General features: G+C 71.4%; 20 protein-coding genes. 1 reads left to right on the forward strand and 19 read right to left on the reverse strand.

All coding sequences use genetic code 11. From position 1 onward, the window contains the following. Positions 1-96: 96 nt before the first annotated feature. The 9 genes from RCO28_RS15025 to RCO28_RS15065 all read right to left on the reverse strand — a co-directional run bounded on the left by RCO28_RS15025 (position 97) and on the right by RCO28_RS15065 (position 9,805). On the reverse strand, positions 97-2,073 hold the full coding sequence (locus tag RCO28_RS15025; protein WP_308941614.1) for a hypothetical protein: 1,977 nt from the start codon (positions 2,071-2,073) through the stop codon (positions 97-99). A gap of 319 nt (positions 2,074-2,392) precedes the next feature. Next, complete coding sequence (locus RCO28_RS15030; protein WP_308941615.1) at positions 2,393-3,112, reverse strand: sortase domain-bontaining protein; 720 nt, start codon at positions 3,110-3,112, stop codon at positions 2,393-2,395. Between the two features lie 185 nt (positions 3,113-3,297). Then, positions 3,298-3,915 (reverse strand): histidine phosphatase family protein, encoded by a 618-nt coding sequence (locus RCO28_RS15035; RefSeq protein ID WP_374991167.1) that lies wholly within the window; start codon positions 3,913-3,915, stop codon positions 3,298-3,300. Positions 3,916-3,920: 5 nt separating this feature from the next. Next, positions 3,921-4,400, reverse strand: coding sequence for an SRPBCC family protein (locus RCO28_RS15040; RefSeq protein ID WP_308941616.1), 480 nt, complete (start codon positions 4,398-4,400; stop codon positions 3,921-3,923). Positions 4,401-4,447: 47 nt separating this feature from the next. Beyond that, complete coding sequence (locus RCO28_RS15045) at positions 4,448-4,945, reverse strand: nucleoside deaminase (RefSeq protein ID WP_308941617.1); 498 nt, start codon at positions 4,943-4,945, stop codon at positions 4,448-4,450. Between the two features lie 87 nt (positions 4,946-5,032). Next, positions 5,033-6,853 carry a carbamoyltransferase C-terminal domain-containing protein gene (locus RCO28_RS15050; RefSeq protein WP_308941618.1) on the reverse strand — a complete coding sequence of 607 codons (1,821 nt, stop codon included), beginning with the start codon at positions 6,851-6,853 and terminating at the stop codon, positions 5,033-5,035. A gap of 20 nt (positions 6,854-6,873) precedes the next feature. Then, on the reverse strand, positions 6,874-7,920 hold the full coding sequence (locus RCO28_RS15055; protein WP_308941619.1) for an FAD-dependent oxidoreductase: 1,047 nt from the start codon (positions 7,918-7,920) through the stop codon (positions 6,874-6,876). 146 nt (positions 7,921-8,066) lie between these two features. Further along, positions 8,067-9,026 carry a hypothetical protein gene (locus RCO28_RS15060; protein WP_308941620.1) on the reverse strand — a complete coding sequence of 320 codons (960 nt, stop codon included), beginning with the start codon at positions 9,024-9,026 and terminating at the stop codon, positions 8,067-8,069. A gap of 203 nt (positions 9,027-9,229) precedes the next feature. Further along, entirely contained in the window at positions 9,230-9,805 is a 576-nt protein-coding gene (locus RCO28_RS15065; protein WP_308941621.1) for a rhodanese-like domain-containing protein, read from the reverse strand. An 88-nt stretch (positions 9,806-9,893) separates the two neighbouring features. Between RCO28_RS15065 and RCO28_RS15070 the strand changes: the two genes are divergently transcribed. Then, positions 9,894-10,106 carry a hypothetical protein gene (locus RCO28_RS15070; protein WP_308941622.1) on the forward strand — a complete coding sequence of 71 codons (213 nt, stop codon included), beginning with the start codon at positions 9,894-9,896 and terminating at the stop codon, positions 10,104-10,106. On the opposite strand, the gene RCO28_RS15075 is transcribed toward RCO28_RS15070, so the two are convergent. The 10 genes from RCO28_RS15075 to RCO28_RS15120 all read right to left on the reverse strand — a co-directional run bounded on the left by RCO28_RS15075 (position 10,103) and on the right by RCO28_RS15120 (position 24,354). After that, positions 10,103-10,816, reverse strand: coding sequence for a GntR family transcriptional regulator (locus tag RCO28_RS15075; protein WP_308941623.1), 714 nt, complete (start codon positions 10,814-10,816; stop codon positions 10,103-10,105). The two genes, RCO28_RS15070 and RCO28_RS15075, sit on opposite strands and share 4 nt — an antisense overlap. 115 nt (positions 10,817-10,931) lie before the next feature. Continuing rightward, positions 10,932-13,847 carry an FAD-binding and (Fe-S)-binding domain-containing protein gene (locus RCO28_RS15080; RefSeq protein ID WP_308941624.1) on the reverse strand — a complete coding sequence of 972 codons (2,916 nt, stop codon included), beginning with the start codon at positions 13,845-13,847 and terminating at the stop codon, positions 10,932-10,934. 232 nt (positions 13,848-14,079) lie between these two features. Then, positions 14,080-15,312 carry an alginate lyase family protein gene (locus tag RCO28_RS15085; protein ID WP_308941625.1) on the reverse strand — a complete coding sequence of 411 codons (1,233 nt, stop codon included), beginning with the start codon at positions 15,310-15,312 and terminating at the stop codon, positions 14,080-14,082. Between the two features lie 214 nt (positions 15,313-15,526). Continuing rightward, positions 15,527-16,696, reverse strand: a complete 1,170-nt coding sequence (locus RCO28_RS15090) for a serine hydrolase domain-containing protein (protein ID WP_308941626.1) — start codon at positions 16,694-16,696, stop codon at positions 15,527-15,529. A 112-nt stretch (positions 16,697-16,808) separates the two neighbouring features. Beyond that, a complete protein-coding gene (locus tag RCO28_RS15095; protein WP_308941627.1) occupies positions 16,809-17,375 on the reverse strand; it encodes a dihydrofolate reductase family protein in 567 nt (188 codons plus the stop codon). 59 nt (positions 17,376-17,434) lie between these two features. After that, complete coding sequence (locus tag RCO28_RS15100) at positions 17,435-18,616, reverse strand: acyl-CoA dehydrogenase family protein (protein ID WP_308941628.1); 1,182 nt, start codon at positions 18,614-18,616, stop codon at positions 17,435-17,437. 117 nt (positions 18,617-18,733) lie between these two features. After that, entirely contained in the window at positions 18,734-19,996 is a 1,263-nt protein-coding gene (locus RCO28_RS15105; RefSeq protein WP_308941629.1) for a CoA transferase, read from the reverse strand. Continuing rightward, complete coding sequence (locus tag RCO28_RS15110) at positions 19,989-21,662, reverse strand: acyl-CoA dehydrogenase family protein (RefSeq protein ID WP_308941630.1); 1,674 nt, start codon at positions 21,660-21,662, stop codon at positions 19,989-19,991. The genes RCO28_RS15105 and RCO28_RS15110 overlap by 8 nt, the downstream gene beginning before the upstream one ends. Continuing rightward, positions 21,659-23,038, reverse strand: coding sequence for an MFS transporter (locus RCO28_RS15115; RefSeq protein ID WP_308941631.1), 1,380 nt, complete (start codon positions 23,036-23,038; stop codon positions 21,659-21,661). The genes RCO28_RS15110 and RCO28_RS15115 overlap by 4 nt, the downstream gene beginning before the upstream one ends. Positions 23,039-23,436: 398 nt before the next feature. Further along, on the reverse strand, positions 23,437-24,354 hold the full coding sequence (locus RCO28_RS15120; RefSeq protein ID WP_308941632.1) for a LysR family transcriptional regulator: 918 nt from the start codon (positions 24,352-24,354) through the stop codon (positions 23,437-23,439). Positions 24,355-24,466: the final 112 nt, after the last annotated feature.

A 24,466-nucleotide genomic window follows, 5' to 3' on the forward strand; every position in this document is an offset into this window, starting at 1 on the left:
GCGGACCAACCGGCCCCGTCGACCCCTGCGGCTTCCTCGAACTCGGCATCGGTCGCCGGCCGCTCCAGCCAGCGGGCCCAGCGGATTGAAATGCGCTCAGTGGGGACGCGTCCGCCAGGCCCGGGCGAAGAGTTCGGGCAGGGGGCCGGCGACGGGCCGAGAATAGACCTTCTGCCCGATGACCCGGACCCCGAGCAGCTCGGCCTTCCAGGTCTCCATCGGAGGGTAGAACTTGTCCCCGCCCGCCCAGTCGCCGGGCAGGAACACCCCCCGCCCGGCCCGGGCCCTGCGGTCGGCGACCGCCAGACCGACCTCGACGAGTGCGGCCGCAACGGCCTTGTGGTGCGCGGGAGTCCACCGGTTGAAGCGGCGGAGACGGCGGTCGGTGGGCACGGGCAGGGCGAGCAGCTGCAGATACAGAGTGGCGGCGTCCGTATCCAGACCGGTGGTGGCGGCCGCCTCCTCGACCACCTCTGGTGCGGACAGCCGCGGATCGGTCTCGTAGCCGCCCGGCGGCAGCGACCCCTCGGTTATGCGCTGCACGATCCGCTCGAACTCGGGACCGCGCAGCCGGCGGACCAGCGCCAGATGCGAGTCCTCCGCGTCGACCACAGCCTCCAGGCGCCGCGAGCGCTCGTCGGCGCCGTAGCGGCCGGGCCGGAAGTACACGCCGGGCGCCTCGCGCTCACCGCGCCGGTCGAACCCTGCCTCGGATACGACGACCAGGCCGTCGTCCAGCGTGGGATGGGCAAGCGGCTCGGCGGCGTCCAAGTAGGACACGGCTCCGGGGAAGCCCGGGAGCAGGTCCGCCACGGTACGGCCGCGCAGGCTGCGGCCACGGGCGGAGAGCAGCAACCCCGGGTGGGCCAGGCGTTCGCGCAGCAGCCTTACGGTCTCAGGGACACCCCGGCGTACGGGATCTCCTTCGGGAAGCTCGGCGTACACCCAGTCGACGGCGTCGTATACCACGGCGAGCAGCTCTCTGAAACGGAAACCCTCGTCGCCCTCCCAGCCGCCGCCGCTGATGCTGCTCACCCGCAGCCGGGAGTCAGGGTCGCGGGTCAGCCGCGGCTCGCGCGCGGGATCGGCGAACACGGCGCACACGGCTGCCGGGGCCATCCGTGCATCGCTGTGCTCGGCGGCGACGGCGAGCGTCGACTCGGGCACGGCGGGGCGTACGCCCTGTTGCCTGCGCCAGGCCTCGGCGATCCGCTCGGCGAGCGCCAGCTGTCCGCCCTCCAACCACAGCTGCCCGGGGTCCGCGGGCAGCACGTCGGCCAGCAGGTCGAGGCGCTCGGCCACCCGCAGGGTCGCCAACTCCCTTGCACCTGTCTCGGCTTCGGACTGCTTGAGTCCCATCACCTTGCGCGCCCCGGCATCGAGTCCCCCGTTCCCGTACTTCACATCGGGTATTCCGGCGAGCAGCAGCGCTGCACCGGCCCGGCTCAGTCCGGTCCGCTCGGCGAGCACCACGGCCGCCTCGCGGTCCCAGGGCGCGGGGCCCTTCTGCCGTACGAGGTGCACGAGGCGCCGCAGTCGGTCAGGTGTGTCCCAACCAGCCGCGAACACCGGCTCGGTGGCCGTGATCCGACCTGGTGCCGGCGGCTGGGCGGTGCCGGTGCGCAACTCGACGAAGCGCTGCCCGTCCCGGCCGGCGCCGAGCCCGTGCAGAGCGACCATGGCACCATCGTGGGTCCGAGCGGCACGCGTGTCCTTGTCGGCGAGTTCGAGGACGCCCGTACGCATCCGGACGCGAACCTCCGGGTCGGCAAAGGGAGTTTCTGCCCATACATCCAGCATCGCCAGTTGGACCGCGCGCACATGGTCCTGCACGTGGAAGGAGCTCGCCCGCAGGGCCACGGCGCCGCACCGGCCGATGAACCGGTACCAGTTCCAGCCCCGGTTCCGCGCGGGCGGCTCCTCGCCGCTCCCTGTCAAGTAGCCGCCGACCTCGGTGAACACGGCGAGCGTGCCGGGCCCCCAGTGTCCGGAACCTTCGATGAAACCGTTGAGGGCCTGGGTGATCCACTTCTCGTCGAAGGGCTGTGCGGGCCGTATGGGGGTGTGGGGCATGCGACCATCCTGCCGGATCGCGTGCCTGCCTTTCGCCGGTGCCGGGGCATGCGCTTCACCTTGCTAACCCGGCGCTCCGTCGGGGGGAGCGCACACCGGCGACCGCGTGGCCCGCGAACTGTGCGCGGGTTTGACCGCCTGCCTTGTGGCGCCACAGGGGCACTCACCGCCTCCGCATCCAATACGGCTACCGTCCGCCAAGATCCGGACCCGGCCCGGACCAACTTCTACTCCACGACCCAACCTTCTTCGCTTCCGCAGGTGGTTCTTCTGACGGTTACGCGGACGGTCCACCCTTGTTCTCCGCGGACGGAGCGGGTCAGTTCGGGCGCGAGCTGATCAGTCTTCCGATCTTGTCGATGCGGTGCTCCGGATTGCCCAGGTCGTCGACCCAGTAGTTCCCGGCGGCGTGGTCCTCCTGGGTCGCGCACGTCGAGAGGGTGATGACGGCCTGGTCGGGGGTGCGGCCGGGGTGGCCGGGAACGGCGGCGCGCTGCTCCGCCAGGGACCGCTCGGACCGGAACGACGTCTCTCTGGTCCCGGTCACCCGGTAGACGAAGGTGCGCCGGTCGGTGGTCACTTCGATTCTGGCGCCGTTCCGGAGTTCGGGGAGTGCGGCGAACGGTCCGCCCGCCGTGTTGCGATGCGCCGTCACTTGGTAGTTGCCGACGCCTCCGGGGCCGACTCCTCCGGTCCTGCCGTGTGGGCTGGCCGCGATACCGCGGTTCTGGATCGCCGTTCCGGGGCCGTCGTCGGTCTTGCCCCGGTAGGGCTCGACACGCAGGTCGCGGACGCCGATGTCCGGGATCGTCAGGTGGGCGAGCTGCGGGCGGCCGTCGCTGGTGGGGCGTGGTGCCGGTGCTGTGCTCCGTGCCGAGCCGGGCGTCGGCCGCTCCAGGGCGACCTCGCTGGTGCTCTGCCGCTCTCGCGGCGTCGGCGCCACCTCGGTGGTGCTCGATGTGCACGCGCTGACGGTGACGAGGAGTGTGGCCATCCCGGCGACGGAGAGCGTGGTCGGGGTGCGCGGACGTCTCGCCATGAGCCGCGGTTCGCGGTGTCTGCGTATGTGTCTGCGTATGTGTCGGTGTATGTGGCTGTGTATGCGCCTGTGTATGTGTCTGGTCCACATGGTGCCGGCCGTTTCGGGTCGGGGTCGCCCGGATGTCCATGGTCGTACGAATCGGGCCGGAGGTCGACAGCAGCCCGTGCCCGCTGCCGGTCAGGTCAGGTCAGGTGGTGGGTGTCGTTGAGGGACTGCACCGTGGCCGTGCCGTCCTCGTCGTACGACACCGTCGACAGGGAGGCAGCGGCTACCTCCATGCGGAACAGGGTGGGAGGTGGGGCCTGGAGGGCGAGGCGGATCAGGGTTCTGAGGGGGCCGACGTGCGAGACGACCAGGACCGTGGCGCCGGCGTACCGGGCCAGGAGGGCGTCTCGTACGGCGGCGGTACGGAGCGTGACCTCGTGCATGGTCTCGCCCGCGCCCGAGGGGGGAGCCTCGGGCGAGGCGAGCCACGCGCTCAGGTCGTCCGGGTAGCGTTCGCGGACTTCGGCGAAGGTCATTCCCTCCCAGGCGCCGAAGTCCGCTTCCCGCAGGTCCCGGTCGACTCGGACCGTCAGTCCGAGGCGTGTGGCCACGGACTCGGCGGTCTCCCGGCAACGCCGCATCGGTGAAGTGACGACCGCCTCGATACCGCCGCGGTGGGCCAGGGCGTCCGCCGTCGCCCGGGCCTGGCGGCGTCCGTCCGGCGAGAGTGCCGGGTCGGATCCTGAGCTGCCGGAGATCCGCCGCCCAGGGGTGAGCGGGGTTTCGCCGTGCCGCAGCAGTACGAGCGTCGTCACGTCGCTCACTTCGCGGGCTGCGCGAAGTGGTCGCGTACGGCGTCGGTCTGCTTCTCCATTACGTCGATGATGCGCTCGACGACCTGTCGGTCGGCGTCCTCGGCGATCTCCAGGACCCTCGACCAGTCGAAGAAGCTGCGGGCCGGGTCGTTGGTGATGGGGAGTACGCGGATGGTCGCCTCATAGCTCTGGACTCCGCTGGTGGGGGCGATGGCCCGGTACGACTGGGTCTTGTTGATCTCGTCCCGGGCGGCGATCTCCTGCTGGACGAGGCCGCCGTTGAGGGTGAGCTTGAAGTCGTAGCGGGCCGGGACCGTGTCGACCGAGGCTCCGTCCACCCACGTGACGTCGGTGTGGATGTCCAGGTCGCCGGGGGACACGATCGCCAGGATCTGCATCGCGTCGCGGACGGTCGCCCACACGGTGTCCGGGTCGGCCTCGAGGATGGTGGAGTGGTACATGGTGTGCTTGCGCTGGATCGGCACGGAGGTGTGCTCCTTCTCCCAGTCAGCGGGCTTCCGGTGAGGGCTGCTCAGTAGTCGATGCGGTCGGACTTGGCGATCCACGCGTCGAACGGAGCGGTGCGGTTGGGGAGGTCGAGGTGCTCGACCTCCATCGGCCACGCGGCCTGGGGCTTCTTCTCGAGCAGGGTGTAGAAGACGCGGTCGTCGAAACCGGCCACCGCGGCGTCGTCGCGGTCGGCGGCGTAGATGAGCCGGTCGACGCGCGCCCACAGGGAGGCGGCCAGGCACATCGGGCACGGCTCACAGGACGAGATGAGGGTGCAGCCGTCCAGCATGAAGGTGCCCAGCTCGGCACCGGCCGCACGGATGGCGTTGACCTCGGCGTGCGCGGTCGGGTCACAGGTGGACGTGACCTGGTTGTTGGCCGAGGCGATGATGACGCCGTTCTTGACGACGAGGGCGCCGAAGGGGCCACCTCCGTTGAGGGCACTGGTGGTGGCGAGCTCGACGGCCTGCTCCATCCAGGCGCGCTCCTGGGTGACCGTCTCCGTGGTGCTGGTGCTCATGGCAGTTCCTTTTCGTTGAGAGAGAGTGTGAAAGCGGGGGGTGGTGCGGTGGTCCCCGGCGAGGATTGCCGGGGGTGTCAGTGGGGCTCAGCGTCCGTCCGGCCGCTCGCTCTTGGTGACGAGGTGGTTCCCGAGGATCAGGTAGTCGATCTCGGTCCCCATGAAGCACTTCAGGGCGTCGGTCGGGGTGCAGACGATGGGTTCGCCGGCGACGTTGAACGAGGTGTTGATCAGGCAGGGCGTGTCGGTGAGCGCGGTGAACCTCCGCAGCAGTGCCGTGAGCCGCGGGGTCCCCTCGTCGGTCAGGGTCTGGATGCGGGACGTGCCGTCCACGTGTACCGCGCCGGGGATGCGGTCCTTGTAGGCGTCGCGTACGGGGAAGACGAACGTCATGTACGGGGAGCTGGTCTTGCGCCCCATGTCGAAGATCTCCGGCGCCTGCTCCTCGAGGACGAGGGGAGCGAAGGGGCGGAAGGGTTCACGGTGCTTGACCCGGGTGTTGATGATGTCCTTGATGTCGTCGAAGCCCGGGTTGGCGAGGATGCTGCGGTGCCCGAGGGCGCGCGGACCGTGCTCGACGCGGCCTTCGAACCAGCCGATGACGACCTTCCGCGTCAGCAGCTTCGCCACCTGCTCGACCAGTTCGTCGTCGTCCAGGCGTACGGCGTGGACGCGGCCGGTGAAGCCCTCCAGGGCCTCCTCGATCGCGGCGTCGTCGTAGGCCGGGCCCAGGTACGGGCTGACGGGGGCGGCGGTGGAAAGGCTCGCGGGGTCGGGGGCGGTGTCGGGGTCGGGGTCGTTGAGCCAGGCGTGGGCCGCGGCTCCGATGGTGATGCCGGTGTCGGAGGCGCCGAAGCTGACGTGCAGGTCCGCGAAGCGGGAGCCTTCGAACAGCGGGGTGTTGTTCAGGCAGTTCAGGGCGACGCCGCCCTCGAACAGCAGCCGGTCGAGATCCGTCCTCTTCTCCAGCCGGCTGACCTGGTGGGCGGTGGCGACGTTCAGCATCTGCTGCGCGGCCGCGGCGACGCGGGCCTTGTACTCGAGGGTGTCCTCGAAGGGCCCGAAGTACTCCTCGAACAGGGCGTCGTGGCTGTGGACGTCGTCGGTCTGCAGGGGCTTGGCGAAGGTGTAGCGGCCGTCGTCGTGCAGCGTGAGGAGGTGGTCGACGAAGGGGTTCGGAGTCGGCGGCGCGGTGTATCCGGCCAGGCCCATCACCTTGTACTCGTCGTTGTTCGGGACGAAGCCGAGGAAGCGGGTGATGGCGGAGAACAGGGTGCCCATGGAGAACTCGGAGCCGGTGACCGTGTCGTCGAAGACGGTGATCCGGCCGTCGCGGATCTCGCCCGTCAGGGTCGAGAAGCGTTCGGCGCGGCCGTCGCTGACGAGGAACGCGGAGTCCTTCATGCCCGCGAGGTAGTAGCCGGTCGTGGCGTGGGCCAGGTGGTGCGGGACGAAGCGGACCTTGGCCGGGTCGGGGCGGTGTCCGGTGCGGGCCTCGAAGTCGGCGAGGATCGCTTCGTGGCTGACGACCTGCTCGAACAAGTCCCGCATGGTGCCCATGAGTTCGGCCTGCTCGGCCTCCGGCAGCGGCGAGGTGCGGATGCCGTCCAGGATCTCGTCCAGGATCCGGGGGGACCAGTTCCAGGGGAAGGCGAACACGTCGACGTCGTCGAGGGTGATCCCGGCTTCCCGCAGGCACCAGTCGATCGCGTGCCTGGGGAAGTCGGTGGTCTTCTTCTCCCGGTTGAGGCGTTCTTCCTCCACGGCGGCGACCAGGCGGCCGTCGATCAGGAGTGCCGCGGCGGCGTCGTGGCCCAAGAGGTAATGCTTGTTGATGCCGGTCGCGCCGAGGCGTTCGGAGAAGAACTCCGACACCCGGCTGAACCCGTTGCATCCCAGAACGATCACGGCATTCCTTCCTGACATGGCTACTTGCCGACCAGCAGGTCGCGGAGCTTCTCCCCGGCCGCGGGCGCCTGGCAGAGGCCCGCGCCGGTGAATCCGGCCGCGTACAGGAAGCGGCGGGTGGGGTGTTCGCCGATGAGGGCGGTGTTGTCGGGGCTCGCGTCGAAGTCACCGGACCACGCGCGATGCAGACCGATGCCGTCCAGGGCGGGGAACAGGGCGCCGAGGTGGCCGGCGACACGGCCGAGCCAGGCTGCGCGCGTCTCGCCGTCCTTGGGTGCGCCCATGGCCAGCAGGATGCGGTCCTTCCACGACCGGATCCGCAGCCCGGACGCGGCGTGCATCGTCATGGGCAGCTCGTGGTGCGGGGACGGCGGGACGTCGGTGAACAGCATCTCGACCGCGTGCGGCGTCAGCGGCAGGTCGACCGAGGCCATGGCCGCCACCTCGCCGGACCAGGGCCCCGCCGTGCATACGACGCTGTCCGCCTTGATGCTGCCCTGCGGGGTGTGGACGGTGTTGTCGTCGTCGATGCCCGTGACAGGTGTGTGGGTGAGCAGGCGGGCGCCGTGGTTGCGGGCGGCGGCTGCGTAGCCGCGGACGATGTCGAGGCCGTCCACGTGGTACGCCTCCGGGGACCAGGCGGCGGCCAGGACGGCACGTTCGTCGACCAGCGGGTTGAGCCCGGCCGCATCCCGGGCGCTGATCAGGTCGACCTGGACGCCGGCTGCCTGCTGGTCCTGCCGGGTGGCCTCGAACGCGGCGATCTGCTCCTCGTCGGTGAACAGCACCAGGAACCCGAGCTGCTTCAGGCCGAGCGGGGCCGCGGTGTGGTGGGCGAAGTCGCGGTAGGCGTTCAGGCTGCGCACGGCCCTTCGCCCGGTGTCGGGGTTGCCGGGGAAGTACGTACGGACCATGCCCGCGGTGTGCGCGGACGCCCCGCCACCCAGGCTCCCGCGTTCGAGCAGCACGGTGTCCACGCCGGCGGCGGCGAGGTGGTAGGCGGCGGAGGTGCCGATCACTCCCCCGCCGATGACGACGGCGTCAGCTCGGGCAGGCAGGACGCGCAAGGTCTTCTCCTGTGGTGTGGGTTCGGACGGCGGAGAGGAGTGCTGGTGAGCAGTGCCGGTCAGGAGTGCCGGTGTCGCCGTCTCCTCGGGCGGGCTTCATCTCCGCTGCGGACTTCATCTCCTCGGCGGACTTCGCTCCGGTAGGGCTAGGCGCCTGCTGTGGCGCCCTGCTGGCGCAGGTGGTCTCCGGTCTCCCACGGGTACAGGTGGAGGTTCCAGCCACCGAGGCAGTTGATGTAGAGGGCCATCTGACTGGTGACGGCGTAGAAGTCGTCACGGTCGAGGCGGTCGACGAGGTCCAGGAAGCGCTGGGTGAACGCCCACAGCTTCTCCAGTCCGCAGTAGCCCAGGAACTCGGCGGGCACGCCGACCAGGAGGCGGGCCATGTGGGCGAGGGAGGCCATCGGCATGTCCTGGACGGCGGCGCGGACGAGTCCGCCGTAGGAGGCGTAGCCCAGGGGCCTGGTCTCGCCGTTGACGAACAGCAGGGTGGGAAGGACGGTGCCGAAGTTGCCCGCCTGGGAGGGGATGACGCCCTGGTGGAGGCCGTCCAGCTCGGCCGGGGGCGTGAGCCAGGCCTGCTCGGTCTCGGCGAAGATGTCGGCGATCAGCCGGTCGGCGTCCGTGTCGGTGGCGCGGAGCCTCGGGATGCGGTGTCCGCCCTCCTCGCCGGCGCGGCGGACCTCGACGTGGATCTCCTTCTTCGTGGAGTAGACGGCGTCCCAGATCTCGGCCCCGGCTTCCAGGAGGGCGGGCATGTCCGCCGCACGGACCTGGCCGACGGGGGTGGCGGGCATGGGCTCGGTGAGGGTGCCGTACTTGATGCCGAGGTGCTGCAAGCCGGAACAGAAGACGGTGCCGTTCGGGGCCTCGCGGCGGTCGGGGATGCGCGTGGAGTGGGGGGTGTGCAGCAGGGTGGGTATCGGCGCTACGTGGTAGAGGTGCTCTCCCGCGATGAGGGCGTGCCCCTGGAGGCTCTGGTAGGGCAGGGACTCCCACAGGGCGTCGGCGAGTGCGGGGTTGCGGTCGTCAAGGTCAGCGGTGACCGTGATGCCGAGGTCGGGCCAGGAGATCTCGATCTGACGGCCACGCAGCTTCTCGGACAAGGCTTTCCCCGTTCGTTGGTTCGGCTTGTCCGAGGAGTACATCGCTGGTGGGCGGTATTCAGCCAGGCGTCGAAAACATGAAATGGGGGCGGCCTGAGACCCGTACTTTGTGTTTTCCTACGAGAGCCCGGCGGACTGCGGATGGTCCGAGCGCACCGCGGATCGTCGCGCGAAAGCCGCAGCTCAGGCGCGGGGGCGAGCGATCAGCCGTTCCGCAGGGCCGCCAGGGCGTGGTCCAGGTCGGCGGCGCGAGGGCGGTTGTGCGGGAGTCTGGCGAGCAGGGCGGCCATGCCGCAGGTGTCGGTGAGGGCGGAGAAGACCAGGCCCGCCGCTATGCCGGCCGACAGGAGCTGGAAGGCGGGGTGGACCAGGAGCCCCAGGAGCAGGCCGAGGAGTACGACCGTGCCCGCGGTGAAGCGGACCTGACGCTCCATGCCCCAGACCTTCCGCGGCGCACCCTGCGGACGGTGCAGCTCATGGCCTTCGGCCGACCAGGCACCGGTGCCGCCGGAGAGGGTGGAGGTGTCGACGCCGCTCTCGGCGAGGACCCTGCGGGCGTTCTCGGAGCGGGCACCGGAGGCGCACACGACGAGGACGGCGCCGCGGTCGGCGGCCCGGCGGATGTCGGGCAGGGCGCGCTGGAGGTGGTCGAGGGGGATGTTGAGGGCGCCGGGCAGGTGGCCACCGGCGTACTCGCCCGGGGTGCGCACGTCGATGACGGTCAGCTCGTGCAGACGGCCGCGTGCTTCGGCGGTGCTGAGGGCGGCGGGCGTGGTCATGGCAGGAGTCATCCTTCCTGATCTACGGGCCCCGTCGGGGCGAGCATAATACCCTTGGGGGTATGCGGGTATTCCTTGAGGAGTGGTGATGGAGCCTGATCTGGCGGGCGCGGAGCTGAAGTCGGTGCTGAACCGGCGTGAGCTGGTCTGCCACAGGACCGAACGCGGCGAAGGCCGCCGCGTCGCCTGCCACCGCTTCGCGGGCAAGGCCGTCCTCAAGGGCGCGGTCAAGGGCGCCAAGTTCGCTGAGCGCGATGTCGTCGCCGCGCGCAGCATCGTGGAGAACTGGAGCTGGAACTAGGACTCCCCGCAGCAACCCCCGCCGCCCACCCATTCCTGCCAGTCCAGGTAGCCGACCGACTCCTCGTCGCCGACGAGGAGTTCGGCGGAGTTGAGCAGGTGCTGCCGCATCGCGTGGGCCGCGCCGGAAGGGGCGCGGGCCGTGATGGCGCGGGCGATCCGCTCGTGTTCGGCGATGACCTGCCGGGCCTCGCGTCGCCCCGGAATGGTGCGACGGCCCTGCAGGGTGATGGCGTCGCGCAGATTGGCGACCTGACCGGCGAGCCGGCTGTTCCCGCTGCCGTGCAGGATCGCCTGGTGGAAGCGGTGGTCGGCCGCGAAGAACGCCTCCACGTCCTCCGCGGTGTCGCGCATCTCCTGCAGTGCCGTGTCCATCCGGAGGAGTTCGTCGGGCGACATACGCGCGGCGGCGCGGCGGGCGGCCGGGGGCTCCAGGAGCAGCCGCAGCGTGAAGATCTCTGCGAGGTCGGACTCGCTGGCGGTGGCGATGCGCACGCCGCGGTTCTTCTCGATGGTGACGAGCCCCGCGTCGGCGAGCCGCAGCAGTGCCTCACGGACCGGCGTACGGGACACCCCGAACCGCTGCCCCAACTCCTGTGCGGAGTACAGGGCGCCGCCCGCCAACTCGCCCCGGCGGATGGCGTCACGGATCACGACCGCCAGCTGGTCGGTCTTGCTCGGCACGCTCTCCGTCTTGCTCGGCACGCTCACCGTCTGCTCCGGCCGCTCCACCACGTCCCCGTCCCGCCTGCCCCTCCTCGCGTACGGACGGCCGCTCCGTCCCACGTCCTCGGCACACCGTATCCGCCGGCCGCGCGCAGGCGGCTCAGCGCTCCTGGGCCCTGGCTCCCGTACGGTGCAGCAGCTCCGCGAGGTGCACGCCGCGTACCCCCGCCAGATCGGCGGCCTGCGTGCGGCAGGAGAAGCCGTCCGCGAGGAGCACGGTCTCGGCTCCCGCCTCGCGCAGCGCGGGCAGCAGGGAGTTCTCGGCGACCGCGACGGACACCTCGTAGTGCCCCTGCTCCATGCCGAAGTTGCCCGCGAGGCCGCAGCAGCCGGCGAGTTCCTGGACGGTGACCCCGGCTGCGGCGAGGAGTCGCCGGTCGGCGTCGAAGCCGAGTACGGCGTGCTGGTGGCAGTGCGGCTGGACGACGGCGGTCACGCCGTTCAGGTCGGGTGGCGTCCAGGTGGAGTGCTCGGGCAGGTGGTCGGTGAGGAGTTCGGCCAGGGTGCGCGTGGCCTCGGCCACCTGTCGTGCGCGGGGGTCGTCGCCGCACAGTTCAAGGAGGTCGGAGCGGAGCACCGCCGTGCACGAGGGCTCCAGGCCGACGATCAGCTCCCCGGCTTCGGCGTGCGGGGCGAGGACGTCGAGCAGGTTCGTCAACCGGGCTCGGGCGCCGTCGAGTTGGCCGGTGCTGATCCAGGTGAGGCCGCAGCAGGCGGACCGCTCGGGCACGGTCACGTCGAATCCGGCGTCGCCGAGCAGACGTGCGGCCGCCTGCGGCACGGTCGGGCTGAGCGCGTCGGAGAAGGAGTCCGCCCAGAGCACCACGCGCGGCCCCTCGGCGTCCGGCACCACGCGTTGCTCCCGGCGCCACCGCCTGGTGAACGTCTGGCTCGCGAAGTGCGGCACGCCGCGCCGCGGGTCGATGCCGGCCAGGCGCAGCAGCGGCCGGGCGAGGGGGCGTACGCGGGTCAGGGCGTTGGCGAGTGCGGGCCCGAGGCGGCCGGTGCGGCCGAGCAGGCGCAGCCAGGCGGGCAGCCGGCCGAGCGTGTAGTGCGTACGGGGACGCAGCCGCCCCCGGTATTTCTCGTGCAGGGCCTGCGACTTGTACGCGGCCATGTCGACGCCGGCCGGACAGTCGCTGCCGCACGCCTTGCACGACAGGCACAGGTCGAGCGACTCCTGGACCTCGGGAGCGCGCCAACCCCCTTGGACGAGCGTTCCGTTGACCATTTCCTGCAGTACGCGCGCGCGTCCGCGGGTGGAGTCCTTCTCGTCGCGGGTGGCCTGGTACGACGGGCACATGAAGCCGCCCGACGCGCTGTTGTCGGCACGGCACTTGCCGACGCCCGTACAGCGGTGCACGGCCTTGGCGAAGTCGCCGCCGTCCTCGACGAGTGGGAGCCCCCGGCGCAGCGGCAGGCTCGGCGCGGCAGGTCGGCGCAGGTCGGCGTCGACGGGCCGGGGGTCGACCAGGACGCCGGGGTTGAGCACCCGCTCGGGGTCGAAGAGGGCCTTGAACCGGCCCATGAGGTCGAGTGCCTCGGCGGAGTACATCAGCGGGAGGAGTTCGCTGCGGGCGCGCCCGTCGCCGTGCTCGCCGGACAGGGATCCGCCGTACGAGGCGACGAGGCGCGCGGCATCGTGCAGGAAGTCCCGCATCACATCGCCCCCATCCTCCAGCGGCAGGTCGATGCGTACGTGGATGCACCCGTCTCCGAAGTGCCCGTACGGCAGGCCCGTGACGCCGTAGCCGTCCATCAGGGTCTCGAATGCGCGCAGGTAGGCACCCAGGTGCTCGGGCGGTACGGCGGCGTCCTCCCAGCCGGGCCAGGCCTGCCTGCCCTCGGCGGTGCGGCCGGCCAGGCCCGCGCCGTCCTCGCGGATGCGCCACATCGCGGTGGCGGCCGGCCCTGCGGGGAAGACGGTGTGGTCCAGGGCCTGGGCGTCGGCGGCGATGGCCTCGCCGGTGCGCAGCGCCTCGGCGGTGTCCGCGCCGCCGACCTCGATCATCAGCCAGCCGGCGCCCTTCGGCAGGGGCGGTACGCGGTGGGCGCCGTGGTGGCGGCGGACCACGTCGACGAGCCGGGCGTCCAGGCCTTCCACCGCGAGGGGGTGGTGACCGAGGAGGGCGGGTACGGCGTCGGCGGCCGACGGCATGTCCGGGTAGCCGAGCACCACGAGCACGCGTGCGGGCGCGACCGGGACCAGGTCGACCTCGGCGTCGAGCAGGACGGCGGCGGTGCCCTCGGTGCCGACCAGGGCGCGAGCCAGATGCGCACCCTTCTCGGGCCGCAGATGTTCCAGCGAGTAGCCGGACGCCTGCCGGGCGAAGCGGCCGAACTCGGTGCGCAGGAGGGCGAGTTCGGAGCGGACGAGCGCGTCGAGCCCGGGTACCGGATCGAGCCCACGGCCCGCGGTGTACTGGCGGCCGGTGCCGTCGACGACGGTCAGCGAGGCGACGTTGTCGGCGGTCTTGCCGTAGGCGACGGCGTGCGGGCCGCAGGCGTTGTTGCCGATCATGCCGCCGAGGGTCGCGCGGGTGTGGGTGGACGGGTCGGGGCCGAACCGCAGCCCGTGCTTCCCGGCGGCGCGCTGGAGGTCGGAGAGGACGACTCCGGGCTGCACGCGCGCGGTGCGGGCCTCCGGGTCGACGGCCTCGATCCGGTTCAGGTGCCGGGAGAAGTCGAGGACGATGCCGGTGCCGATGGCGTTCCCGGCGATCGAGGTGCCGCCGCCGCGCGAGGTGAGCGGCACCCCGGTCTGCCGCGCGACCGCCACGGCGGCCAGCACGTCGTCGGCGTCCCGAGGTGCGACGACGACGCCCGGTACGACGCGGTAGTTGGAGGCGTCCGTGGAGTACTCGGCCCTTCTGCGCACCGAGTCGTCCACCTCACCGCCGACCTCGGCCCGCAGCCGGGCCACGGCGGCGTGCAGGGCTTCGGCGGTATGCAGGGCTTCTGCGGTGTGCAGGGCTTCGGCAGGGCTTGCGGCCGTCTGCTGTCCCGAGCCCGGCATGTGCATCAACTCCAAGTCCACGCGCTGCGAGGGGCGACTGGTGCGCCCTGAGCAGGGATGTTACATGCAACTCACCCGAACGGAACCCCCGGCACCCCTCTGCCGCCTCAGCAGCGGACCAGAACACCGGCGAGACGCCCCGTTTACCCCCTTCAGGAGGGGCTCCCTCCACGGCGGCACAGCAGAGGCGAAGGCAGTTGCATGCTACTCAAGCCGATCGCCGGAGCCCACCTCAGCTGGGGTTCTCCGCGTGCGTCAGCGTCTCCCAGGCGATGAAGTGGTCGTCGGTGCCGTGCGGCCGGCGCGATTCGGTGTACGTACCGGTGTCGGTCAGGTCGAGGCCCATGCGGGTGTGCAGCGCGTTGTAGGCGATTTCGGTCGTCGCGCCGAAGCCCTTCTTCACCGTGCCGCCGCACAGCGTCGAGGGCACGTCGCCGCCGTTCTCGATCCGGGTGTGGAACCCGAGCGCGTGCCGCAGCCGGTCCTTCAACTCCGGGTAGCGGTCGGCACCTTGGATGCGGCTGGTCTCGGCGACGTGGGAGAGGGCGTCGATGCCCCAGCCGGTGTGCCCGAAGTCGCGGCAGGTCTCCTGCGACAGCCCGTCCCACGCGAACGAGGACTGCCCGTGCCAGTACTTCACGAGTTCGGTGCGGGTGTCGATGGAGCTGCGCGGCGGATACGCGGGCTGCCCTCCGTCGCCTTTCAGATAGACGTACGCGGGGACCCGGCCGTCGAAGATCTCCATGGCCTTGTCGTAGCTCGCCCTGTCCTCCAGGTGGACGGCGATGCCCTGGGCCGCCGCCATCATGATCAGCTCCCAGTTGCCGTTCTTCCCCGGCGCGCCCTCGATCACCTCGGGCAGGTAGACGTCCCGCAGCATCGTCGCGAACCGGCCGGAGCCGGACCAGCCGCCGGGGTACGTGTACTTGACGATCTCGGCGGCGCGCGGCCACACGCCCCCGGCCCAGCCGGACTGGAGCGGCGCGTTGCTGTTGGTGTGGTCCTTGATCGTCGCGGACCAGGCGTCCATCAGCTCGATGGCCTTCTTCGCGTGCCGCTCGTCGCGGGTCACGTACCAGGCCAACGCCTGGGTGTACGCGGCGATGGCGTCCTCGCGCTCCTCCGTGCAGCCGTGGTCGGGGTTGGAGCCCGAACCGCATTCGACGATCTCCCGCGGCTTGGGCGTACGGGACAGGGAGGCGTACTCACTGGCCGCCATCCGGTCGTACGCCGTCTTCCACGGCTCCTCGCCCGCCCGCACTTTCCCGCGTACGAAATCGAGCTGAGCCTTGTTCACCAGCACGCCGGGGTGGGCGAACTCGGCGGGAGCGGCGGCCTGTTGGGCACTTCGGCCGGGCTGGGCGGCGGGCTGCCGGGGAGCCGGGGAGCCCCCGGCGGCGGTGGGCACGGTCACGGCGACGGCGGCCACGAGGAGGCCTGCCAGAACGAGTTTTCCTGAACGCATGGGGGGTGAGCGCCTTCCGGTGTGGGGAACCGCGAGACGACGGCGCGAGGGGCGCGGGCGTTCACAGAGCTGAATGCAGGACGGCTTCCTGAACGCCCGACTCGGGCCGGAACCTAGAGCTGAGCCATGCTCACGTCAAGGGCCAGGGCGCGGACAGCGCCGCCCGCGCCGATGCAACGGCGCGGGCGTCATGCAGAGCCTCGTCGAGTGGTCGTCAAAGTGCCTTGTAGACCGCGTCGATCAGGGTCATCTTCCGTGGATCGTCCGCGAGGTGGGGACCCATCCGGTTCATGACGTATCCGAGGCCGATCTCGGCCTCCGGGTCCGCCAGGCCGCAGGAGCCGCCGAACCCGTCGTGGCCGAAGGCGCGGGGGTTGGGGCCGTACGAGGCGCTCGGGCCGCTCAGCCAGAGGCCGAGGGCGAGCTCCGTGTCGCGGTCGAAGCCCGCGCCCAGGACCAGGTCGCGGCAGGAGCCCTGGCCCTGGCGGGCGCGTTCGACCGCCTCCGGGGAGAGGACGCGGTGGTCGCCGGAGCGTCCCCGGCGGGCGAAGATGCCGTACAGCTCGGCGACCGCGCGGGCCGTGCCGTGCCCGTTGGCCGCCGGGATGTGCGCGGCCCGCCACTCCGGGGAGTTGGCCTGGGCCGCTCCGACGGGCGGGTTGGCCAGTGCGGCGAGCGCGGTCGGCGTCAACTGGGCGAAGGCGGCTGCCCGTTCACTGCGGTCCGGAACCGGCGAGTGGGCCAACTCGGCAGCGCGGTGGGCGTCCTTCTCCGCCAGTCCGATGGTGAAGTCGATGCCCAGGGGGCCGGTGATCTCCCGGCGCAGGAACTCCCCCGGCAGCAGGCCGGTGATCCGGCGGATCACCTCGCCCACGAGGTGGCCGTACGTCATCGCGTGGTACCCGGACCGCGTGCCCGGCTCCCACAGCGGCTCCATCGCGGCGAGCCGTGCCGTGGTCAGCTCCCAGTCGTACAGCTCGGCCGGGGAGTGCGGCTCGCGCAGTCCGGCCAGGCCGGCCCGGTGCGAGAGCAGATGGCGTACGAGGACGGCGGACTTGCCGGCCGCCGCGAACTCCGGCCAGTACGCGGCCACCGGGGCGTCCAGGTCGAGCAGGCCCCGGTCGGCCAGGACGTGGGCGCAGAGCGCGGTGGGCCCCTTGGTCGTCGACCAGACGTTGACCAGCGTGTCCCGCCGCCAGGGCCGGGTGCGGCCGGGGTCCGCCCAGCCGCCCCACAGGTCCACCACGGTCTCGCCGCCGACCTGCACGGTCACCGCCGCGCCCAGCTCGTCGCGGTCCCGGAAGTTCGCCTCGAAGGCGGCCCGCACTCCGGCGAACCGCTCGTCGCAGCGGCCTTCGATCTGCGGCACGGACGGTGGCGTCATACGGATCCCTCCATCGGAGCACGACTCGGGCGCGACTCGACTCGACTGCCACCGCAACATACTGACCGGTCGGCACGATGGGAAGAGCCCCTGAAGAGCCCCTGAAGAGCCCCTAACGCACCACCCGGTAGCGGAAATAGACCATCCGCGACGACCTGAACGTGCGGTTCTCCACGAGTTCGAGGTCGACCCGGCGCTCGCCCCGGGGAAAGAACGGGACGCCGCCGCCGACGAGGACCGGGTGGACCCTGGCCCGGTACTCGTCGATCAGGTCCGCCGCGGCGGCCTGGGCGGCGAGTGTCGCGCCGCCGACCGCGATGGTGGTGTCGCCCGGCTCGGCCCGCAGCCGCTCGATCTCCTCCGTCAGGCTGCCGGAGGCCAGGCGGGCGTTGCCCTGGACCTCCGTCAGGGTCGTGGAGAACACCACCTTGGGCAGCGCCGTCCAGAGCTCGGCCCACGTGCGGTTCGCGGCGTCGAGCGTCGGGTCCTGGACGGCGGTCTCCCAGTACAGCATCGTCTCGTAGAGGCGTCGTCCGAGGAGGTAGACGCCGACCTCCCGGGTCTCGTCGGTGACGAAGCGGAAGACTTCCTCGTCGGGCTCCGTCCAGTCGAAGCGGCCGTCCGGTCCGGCGATGTAGCCGTCGAGGGAGACACCCATCGAGTACGTGACGCTGCGCATCTGCAGTCCTTCCTCGGCAACGGATCGAAGGTTCGACCGTACGACCGCCACGGCGCGGATCAGCGGAACGCCGCATGCCCCGTGAGGGCGTGCCCGAGGGCGAGGGTGTGCATCTCGGTGGTGCCCTCGTAGGTGAGGACGGACTCCAGGTTGTTCATGTGGCGGATCACCGGGTATTCGAGCGAGATGCCGTTGGCGCCGAGGATGGTCCGGGCCGTACGGCAGATCTCCAGGGCCTCGCGTACGTTGTTCAGCTTGCCGAAGCTGATCTGCGCCGGGTGGACGTCCGCCGCGGAGTCCTTCAGGTCGGCGAGCCGCAGCGCGAGCAGGGTCGACTTGTGCCACTCCACGGCCATGTCGACCAGCTTCTGCTGGGTGAGCTGGAAGCCGGAGAGGGGCTTGCCGAACTGCTCGCGCTGGGTTGCGTAGTCGGTGGCGGCCTGCCAGGCCGAGCGGGCCGCGCCGGTGGCGCCCCAGACGATGCCGTACCGCGCCTCGTTGAGGCAGGTGAGCGGCGCGCCGACGCCGCGCGCCTCGGGCAGCATGGCGGATGCGGGCAACCGCACGCCGTCAAGCACCAGTTCGCTGGTCACGCTGGCCCGCAGCGACATCTTGTGCTTGATCTCCGGTGCGGAGAATCCGGCGGAGTCGGTCGGTACGACGTAGCCGCGGATGCCGTCCTCGGTCTGCGCCCAGACCACGGCAACCGCCGCCACCGAGCCGTTGGTGATCCACATCTTGCGGCCGTCGAGGATCCAGTCCCCGCCCTCGCGCCGGGCGCGCGTACGCATCGACGAGGGGTCCGAGCCGTGGTCGGGTTCGGTCAGGCCGAAGCAGCCGATGGCCGTGCCCGCGGCCATGCGCGGCAGCCACTCCTGCTTCTGCTCCTCGGAGCCGAAGCGGTGGATCGCGAACATGGCGAGCGAGCCCTGGACGGAGACGAAGGACCGCAGTCCGGAGTCGCAGGCCTCCAGCTCGCGGCAGGCGACCCCGTACGCGAGGGCGGACATGCCCGCGCACCCGTACCCGTCGAGGTGCATGCCGAGGAGGCCCAACTCGCCGAAGTCTCGGGCAAGTTCGGGCAGGGCGGGGAGCTCGCCCCGTTCGAACCAGTCGGCGATGTGGGGTTCCACCTTGTCGGTGAGGTACTGGCGGACCGTGTCGCGGACGGCCCGCTCGGTGTCGGTGAGGAGGGATTCAAGGCCGAGCGGGTCGGCGGCGTCGAGGGCGGGGATCGGCATGGTCAGTCTCCTTGCGCGTGCGGGTGGTCTGGGGGGCGTCTCGCCGATGTTTGCGGATCAGACCGCGACGTCTGGTGCGTGCTCTCGGCGTGCCGGGCGAAGGTCCTCGTAGCGGAGCTACTTGGGCCTTTGTCCGGTGCGGCGAGAGGGCGTGCCAGGCGTCGCGGGCCCGCAAAGATCGGCGAGACGCCCCCCTAGCAGTCGGCCGATCTCGGCGTCGTTGTAGCCGAGTTCGGCCAGGACGTCGTGGCTGTGCTGGCCGAGGGTGGGCGGGGCCGTGCGCACGGACGGGCGCAGGCCGCGGAACGTGACGGGGAAGGCGACCTGCCGCAGTGCTCCGACGTCGGGGTGGTCGACCTTCTGGACCATGCCGAGCGCTTCGGTCTGCGGGCAGTCGTAGACCTCGTCGAGGGTACGGATCGGGGTCACGGGCACGCCTTCGCTCTTCAGCAGGTCGCACCAGTGGGCGACGGGCTGGTCGACGAGGACGGATTCGAGCTTGGCGTTGAGGGCGGTGCGGTGGGTGACCCGGTCGCGGTTGGTGGCGAAGCGCGGGTCGTCGGCCCACTCTTCGTGGCCGAGGGCGGTGCAGAGGCGGCGGAAGAGTCCGTCGTTGCCCACGGCGATGACGAAGTGGCCGTCGGCGGCCGGGTAGGCCTGGTACGGGACGAGGCTGGGGTGCCCTGAGCCCAGGCGGCCCGGGCGCTGGCCGGTGGCGAAGTAGCCGGTGGCCCAGTTGATGTGCAGGGCGAGTTGGGACTCGTAGAGGGAGGTGGTGACGTACTGGCCGCGTCCGGTGCGTGCGCGTTCGACGAGGGCGGAGGTGACGCCGATGATCCCGAAGAGTGCCGCGCCGAGGTCGCCCATCGCGTATCCGGCCTTGACGGGCGGGCCGTCGGGCTCGCCGGTGAGGGACATCAGGCCGGCGGAGGCCTGGGCGACCATGTCGTAGCCGGGCTCGTCGCGGAGCGGGCCGTGGTCGCCGAAGGCGGAGATGTGGAGGAGGACGAGGCGGGGGTAACGCTCGGACAGCTCCTGGTAGTTGAACGTGCGGGCGAGGGTGCTGCCGGGGCGGAAGTTCTCCACGACGACGTCGGCGCTCGCGAGCATCCGGTGGACGGCCTCCTGACCCTCGGGCGACTTGAGGTCCAGGGTCACCGAGCGCTTGTTGCGGTTGGCGGCCAGGTAGTACGTGGCGTCGGGGCCGTTGAAGGGCGGGCCCCAGGAGCGTGTGGGGTCGCCGCCTTCGGGGTGTTCGACCTTGACGACGTCGGCGCCGAGGTCGGCGAGGGACATCGTGACGTACGGGCCTGCCAGGATCTTGGACAGGTCGACGACCTTGATGCCGGCGAGGGGGGCGACAGCAGCGGGTTCAGTCACGGCGGGCCTCCGGCGTGTGCGGGCCGGACACCTGGTCGAGGGGAACGACGCCCCCGTCGGCCAGTTCGGCGAGGTGGTCGAGGGCGGTGCGGGGCAGCGCGTCCGGGTCGTCCATGAGGGCGAGGTGGGCCTGGGCGACCAGGAGGGTGCGGCCGTTGCCGGTCGTCGCGGCCTCGTGGTCGGCCTGCTCGAAGAGGAGCGTGGCCATCACGGCGCGGGTGAGCTCGTCCGCGTACCGGCCGACCGTCATCTCCTGTTCGTCCGGCGGGAGTTGGAGGAGTGCGTCGCCCTTCTCGCGGAGCAGTTTCCAGCGGTCGGCGAGGCGGCCCGCGGCCGGGGGGCCGTACGTGTCGGCGAGGGTGTGGTGGGCGTTCTGGCGGCGCATGCAGCGCAGCACGTCGAGGGCGATGACGTTGGAGGAGCCCTCCCAGATGGAGCCGAGGTGCGCGTCGCGCAGCAGGCGCGGGTTGACCCAGTCCTCGATGTAGCCGTTGCCGCCGCGGATCTCCATCGCCTCGCCGGTGACGGTACGGGCGCGCTTGCACAGGGTGTGCTTGGCGAGCGGGGTGAGGACGCGGATCAGGTCACGGGCGGCGGCGGACCCCTGGTCGGCCTCGGTCAGGCGGGCGGCGGCTTCGAGGACGAGCCCGAGCGCGGCCTCGGCGTCGACGAGCAGCGGCAGCAGCGTGGCGCGCATCAGGGGCTGCTCGAAGAGCGGCTTGCCGAAGACCTCGCGGGTCCGGGTGTGGTCGACGGACTCGCGGACGGCGCGGCGCATGAGGGCGGTGGCGCGCATGGCGTTGGAGAGGCGGGAGACGTTGACCATCTCGGCCATCTGCCGGAATCCGCGGTCGAGTTGACCGACCGGTGTCGCGTACGCCGCGTCGAGGGTGACCTCGCCGCTGGCGATGGAGCGGGAGCCGAGCTTGTCCTTGAGGCGGTCGATACGGACGGCGTTGCGGCTGCCGTCCGGGCGCAGGCGCGGCACGAGGAACATGCCGAGTCCGCGGGTGCCCTCGCCCTGTCCCGGGACCCGGGCGAGGGTGAGGATCACTTCGGCGGCCGGGTTGGAGGCGAACCACTTCCGGCCGGTGAGCGTCCAGTGCGTGCCGTGGTCGGTGGCGACGGTCTCCGTGCGGCCGACGTCGGTGCCGCCCTGCTTCTCGGTCATGAACATCGCTCCGGTGACGCGGTGTTCGGGGTCGGTGGAGGACAGGGCGGCGATCTCGTCGGTGTACCGCTCCGGGTCGAAGAGGCCCAGGATGCGGGCGGCCGAGTCGGTCATCGACAGCGGGCAGGCCATGCCGAACTCGGACTGGACGTACAGGTAGGAGAGGGCGTACTTGACGGTGTGCGGGACGGTGGTGGGCCAGCCGTGGACGCCGGTCCGGTGGGACATCGCGGCGAGGCCGAACCGCTCGTACGCGATCGAGGCGACGCGGTCGTGGGCCGGGTGGTACTCGATCTGGTCGAGGCGTTCGCCGTCCGGCGCGTACTGGCGCAGCTTCGGCGGGTTGGCGTCGGCGAGGGCGGCCTGCCGGTCGAGCTCCCCGCCCGCGAGCGCGCCCAGTTCGGTGAGCAGCGGCTCGACGCGGGCGCGGTCCTCGGCGGACAGGATCCGGTCGAGGAGCGGGCGCAGCGCCGGGTCCTGGTCGGCGTAGTTCATGAACGGGTCTCCTGACGAGTACGGGACGGGATCGCCTCGGGCTGTCCGGCGGTGCGGGTGAGCAGGGGCAGCACACCGGCGAGGGTCACGGCGGTGTAGCCGAGGCCGAGTGCGACGACCGGCCAGATCGAGCCGGAGGTGGTGAGCAGGTACTGCGCGACGACGGGCGCGGTCCCGGCGAAGAGCGTCGTGCAGAGCTGGTACGAGAGGGACATGCCGGTGTAGCGGACCTCGACGGGGAAGACGCGGGCGAGGATGCCCGCGAGGGCCGCGTAGTACATGGCGTGCGGGAAGGTCGCGAGGCCCATGCCGAGCGCGGCGAGCCAGAAGTTCCCGGTGCCGACGAGCAGGAACATCAGCGGCAGCAGGGCGAATTCGGGGATCAGCATCCACAGCACGGCCTTCTTCACCGGCCACTTGGTCGCGAGGACGGCGCCGAAGGGCTGGACGACGACCTGGACGACGAGAGCGAGGGAGATGACGGTGAGGAAGCTGGTGCGGTCGAAGTCGAGGTTGGTGGTGGCCCAGGAGAGGGCGAACGTGGTCTTCACGTACGTGATCGCGACGCCTGCCGTGCCGGCGAACACGCCGAGGACGACGAGCAGCGGATAGCGGGTGAGCACCTCCTTGATGGGCAGCCTGGTGGTCTGCCTGCGCTTCAGGGCGGCCAGCATCTCGGGGGTCTCGGCGAGCCGCAGCCGGATGAACAGGCCGACGATCACGAGCACGGCGGAGGCGAGGAACGGGACGCGCCAGCCCCAGGCCTCGAACTCGGCGTCCGGGAGCTGGGCGATGCCGAGGAAGGAGAGCGTCGCGAGCAGGTTGCCGACCGGGGAGCCCTGCTGGGCGAAGGCCCCGTAGAGCAGCTTGCGTTTCGGCGGGGCGTACTCGGTGGCGATGAGCACCGCGCCGCCCCACTCGCCACCCATGGCGACGCCCTGGACCATGCGCAGGACGACGAGGAGGACGGGGGCGGCGACGCCGATCTCGGCGTATCCGGGGAGCAGGCCGACGCAGAAGGTGGCCGTGCCCATCATGGTGAGGGTGGTGACCAGGGCCTTCTTGCGGCCGTAGCGGTCGCCGAAGTGACCGAAGATCAGGCCGCCGAGCGGCCGGGCGAGGAAGCCGACCCAGAAGGTGGCGAAGGCCGCGAGCGTGCTGACCGCGGGCGGGATGCCGGTGAAGAAGATCTTGCCGAGGACGAGCGCGGAGGCCGCGCCGTAGATGTAGAAGTCGAACCATTCGATGGTGGTGCCGACGAAGGCGGTGATCCCGGCGCGTCTGGCGTCGCGGGCGGTGGGCGGAGGGGCCTCGGAGGTGTCCTCCCCCGGGGTGCTCTGCTCGGGGGTGCCCTTCTCCGGGGTGTCTTGCTGCATGACGAGCGTCCTCTCGTAGCGGCAGATCTCGCTACGGAAGCCATGGGCGGGGGGCCTAGGGCCCGTCTCCCCGATCTTTGCGGACCAGGCCGCGGCGTCTGGTGCGTGCTCTCGGCGTGCGCCCGGATCGCCCTCGTACTGGACGTACTTGGGTGATTCGGGCGTGCGGCGAGTGGGGGTCCCCCCGGCCGGAGGCTGGGGGAGCGTGCCAGACGTCGCGGACCCGCAAAGATCGGGGAGACGGGCCCTAGCGGCCGGTCCCCGCTCCGTCGCGAGACGTGGGCCACTCTGCACCGGCCGATTAGGAGGTGTCCAAGACCAATCAGGGCGTCCACTGAGACGTCATCCGTCACAGTCACACCTCAGGCACAGGCACAGGCACAGGCACGCCGGGGGCACTATCCCTCGGCCGTCCCCTCGAACTCCGCCGGTGTGGGCAGCACTTGCTCGGCCACGCGCAGCACCGCAGCCAACGCAGCGGAAGAGTCGCCGGTGCGCCAGCCGAGCGCGATGGGCAGGACGGGCACGTCGTCCCCGGCGAGCGGGCGGAACACGACGTGCTCCAGCTGGATGTTGCGCGCCGAGCTGACGACCACCGCGAGCCCCACACCGGCGCCGACGAGGGCGAGCAGGTTGTACGAGTCGGGTGCCTCCTGGGCGATCCGCGGGGCGAACCCGGCCTCGTGGCAGGCCTGCACCATGGCCTCGCGCACGGCGGACCCGCGGGCCTGCGGGAACGTCACGAGCGGCTCCCGCGCCAGCTCCGCGATGGCGACCTCGGTGCGCTGGGCGAGCGGATGGCTGTCCGGCAGCGCGAGCAGCAGCCGCTCCACCCGTACGACGCGTGCGCTGATGCCGCGCCGGACCGGCAGCGCCACGAACCCGATGTCCAGGGATCCGTCGGCGATCCGGCCCAGGGCCTCGCCGGTGTAGGTCTGGCCCTCCAGGACCAGCTCGATGCCGGGGAGTTCGGAGGTGACCGCGCGCGTGAGGACCGGCAGGGCGGAGTAGCTGCTGGCGCCCGCGAAGCCGAGCGTGACGCGGCCGACCTCGCCGAGGTGCGCCGCAAGCACGGTCCGGCGCACGGCCGAGGCCTCGGCGAGCAGATGCCGGGCGGGTTCGAGCAGGGCACGCCCGGCGCTGGTGAGCCGCACGGACCTGGTCGTACGGTCGAACAGCCGGACCCCCAGGTCCCGTTCGAGCAGCCGGATCTGCTGGCTCAGCGGTGACTGCGCGATGTGCAGGCGTTCGGCGGCCCGCCCGAAGTGCAGTTCCTCGGCGACGGCGACGAATCCGGAAAGGTGACGTAGCTCCACTCCCCCGACGATGCCATCTGCGGGTCGCGGGCGTACCGCTTGCGGTTCCGGGAGCGGTCGTGGGAGCGGTCGCAGGAGTACCACCTGCGGGTCGCGACCGCGCCACGGTGAG

This window comes from Streptomyces sp. LHD-70, assembly GCF_031157275.1.
Taxonomy (GTDB): Bacteria; Actinomycetota; Actinomycetes; order Streptomycetales; family Streptomycetaceae; genus Streptomyces.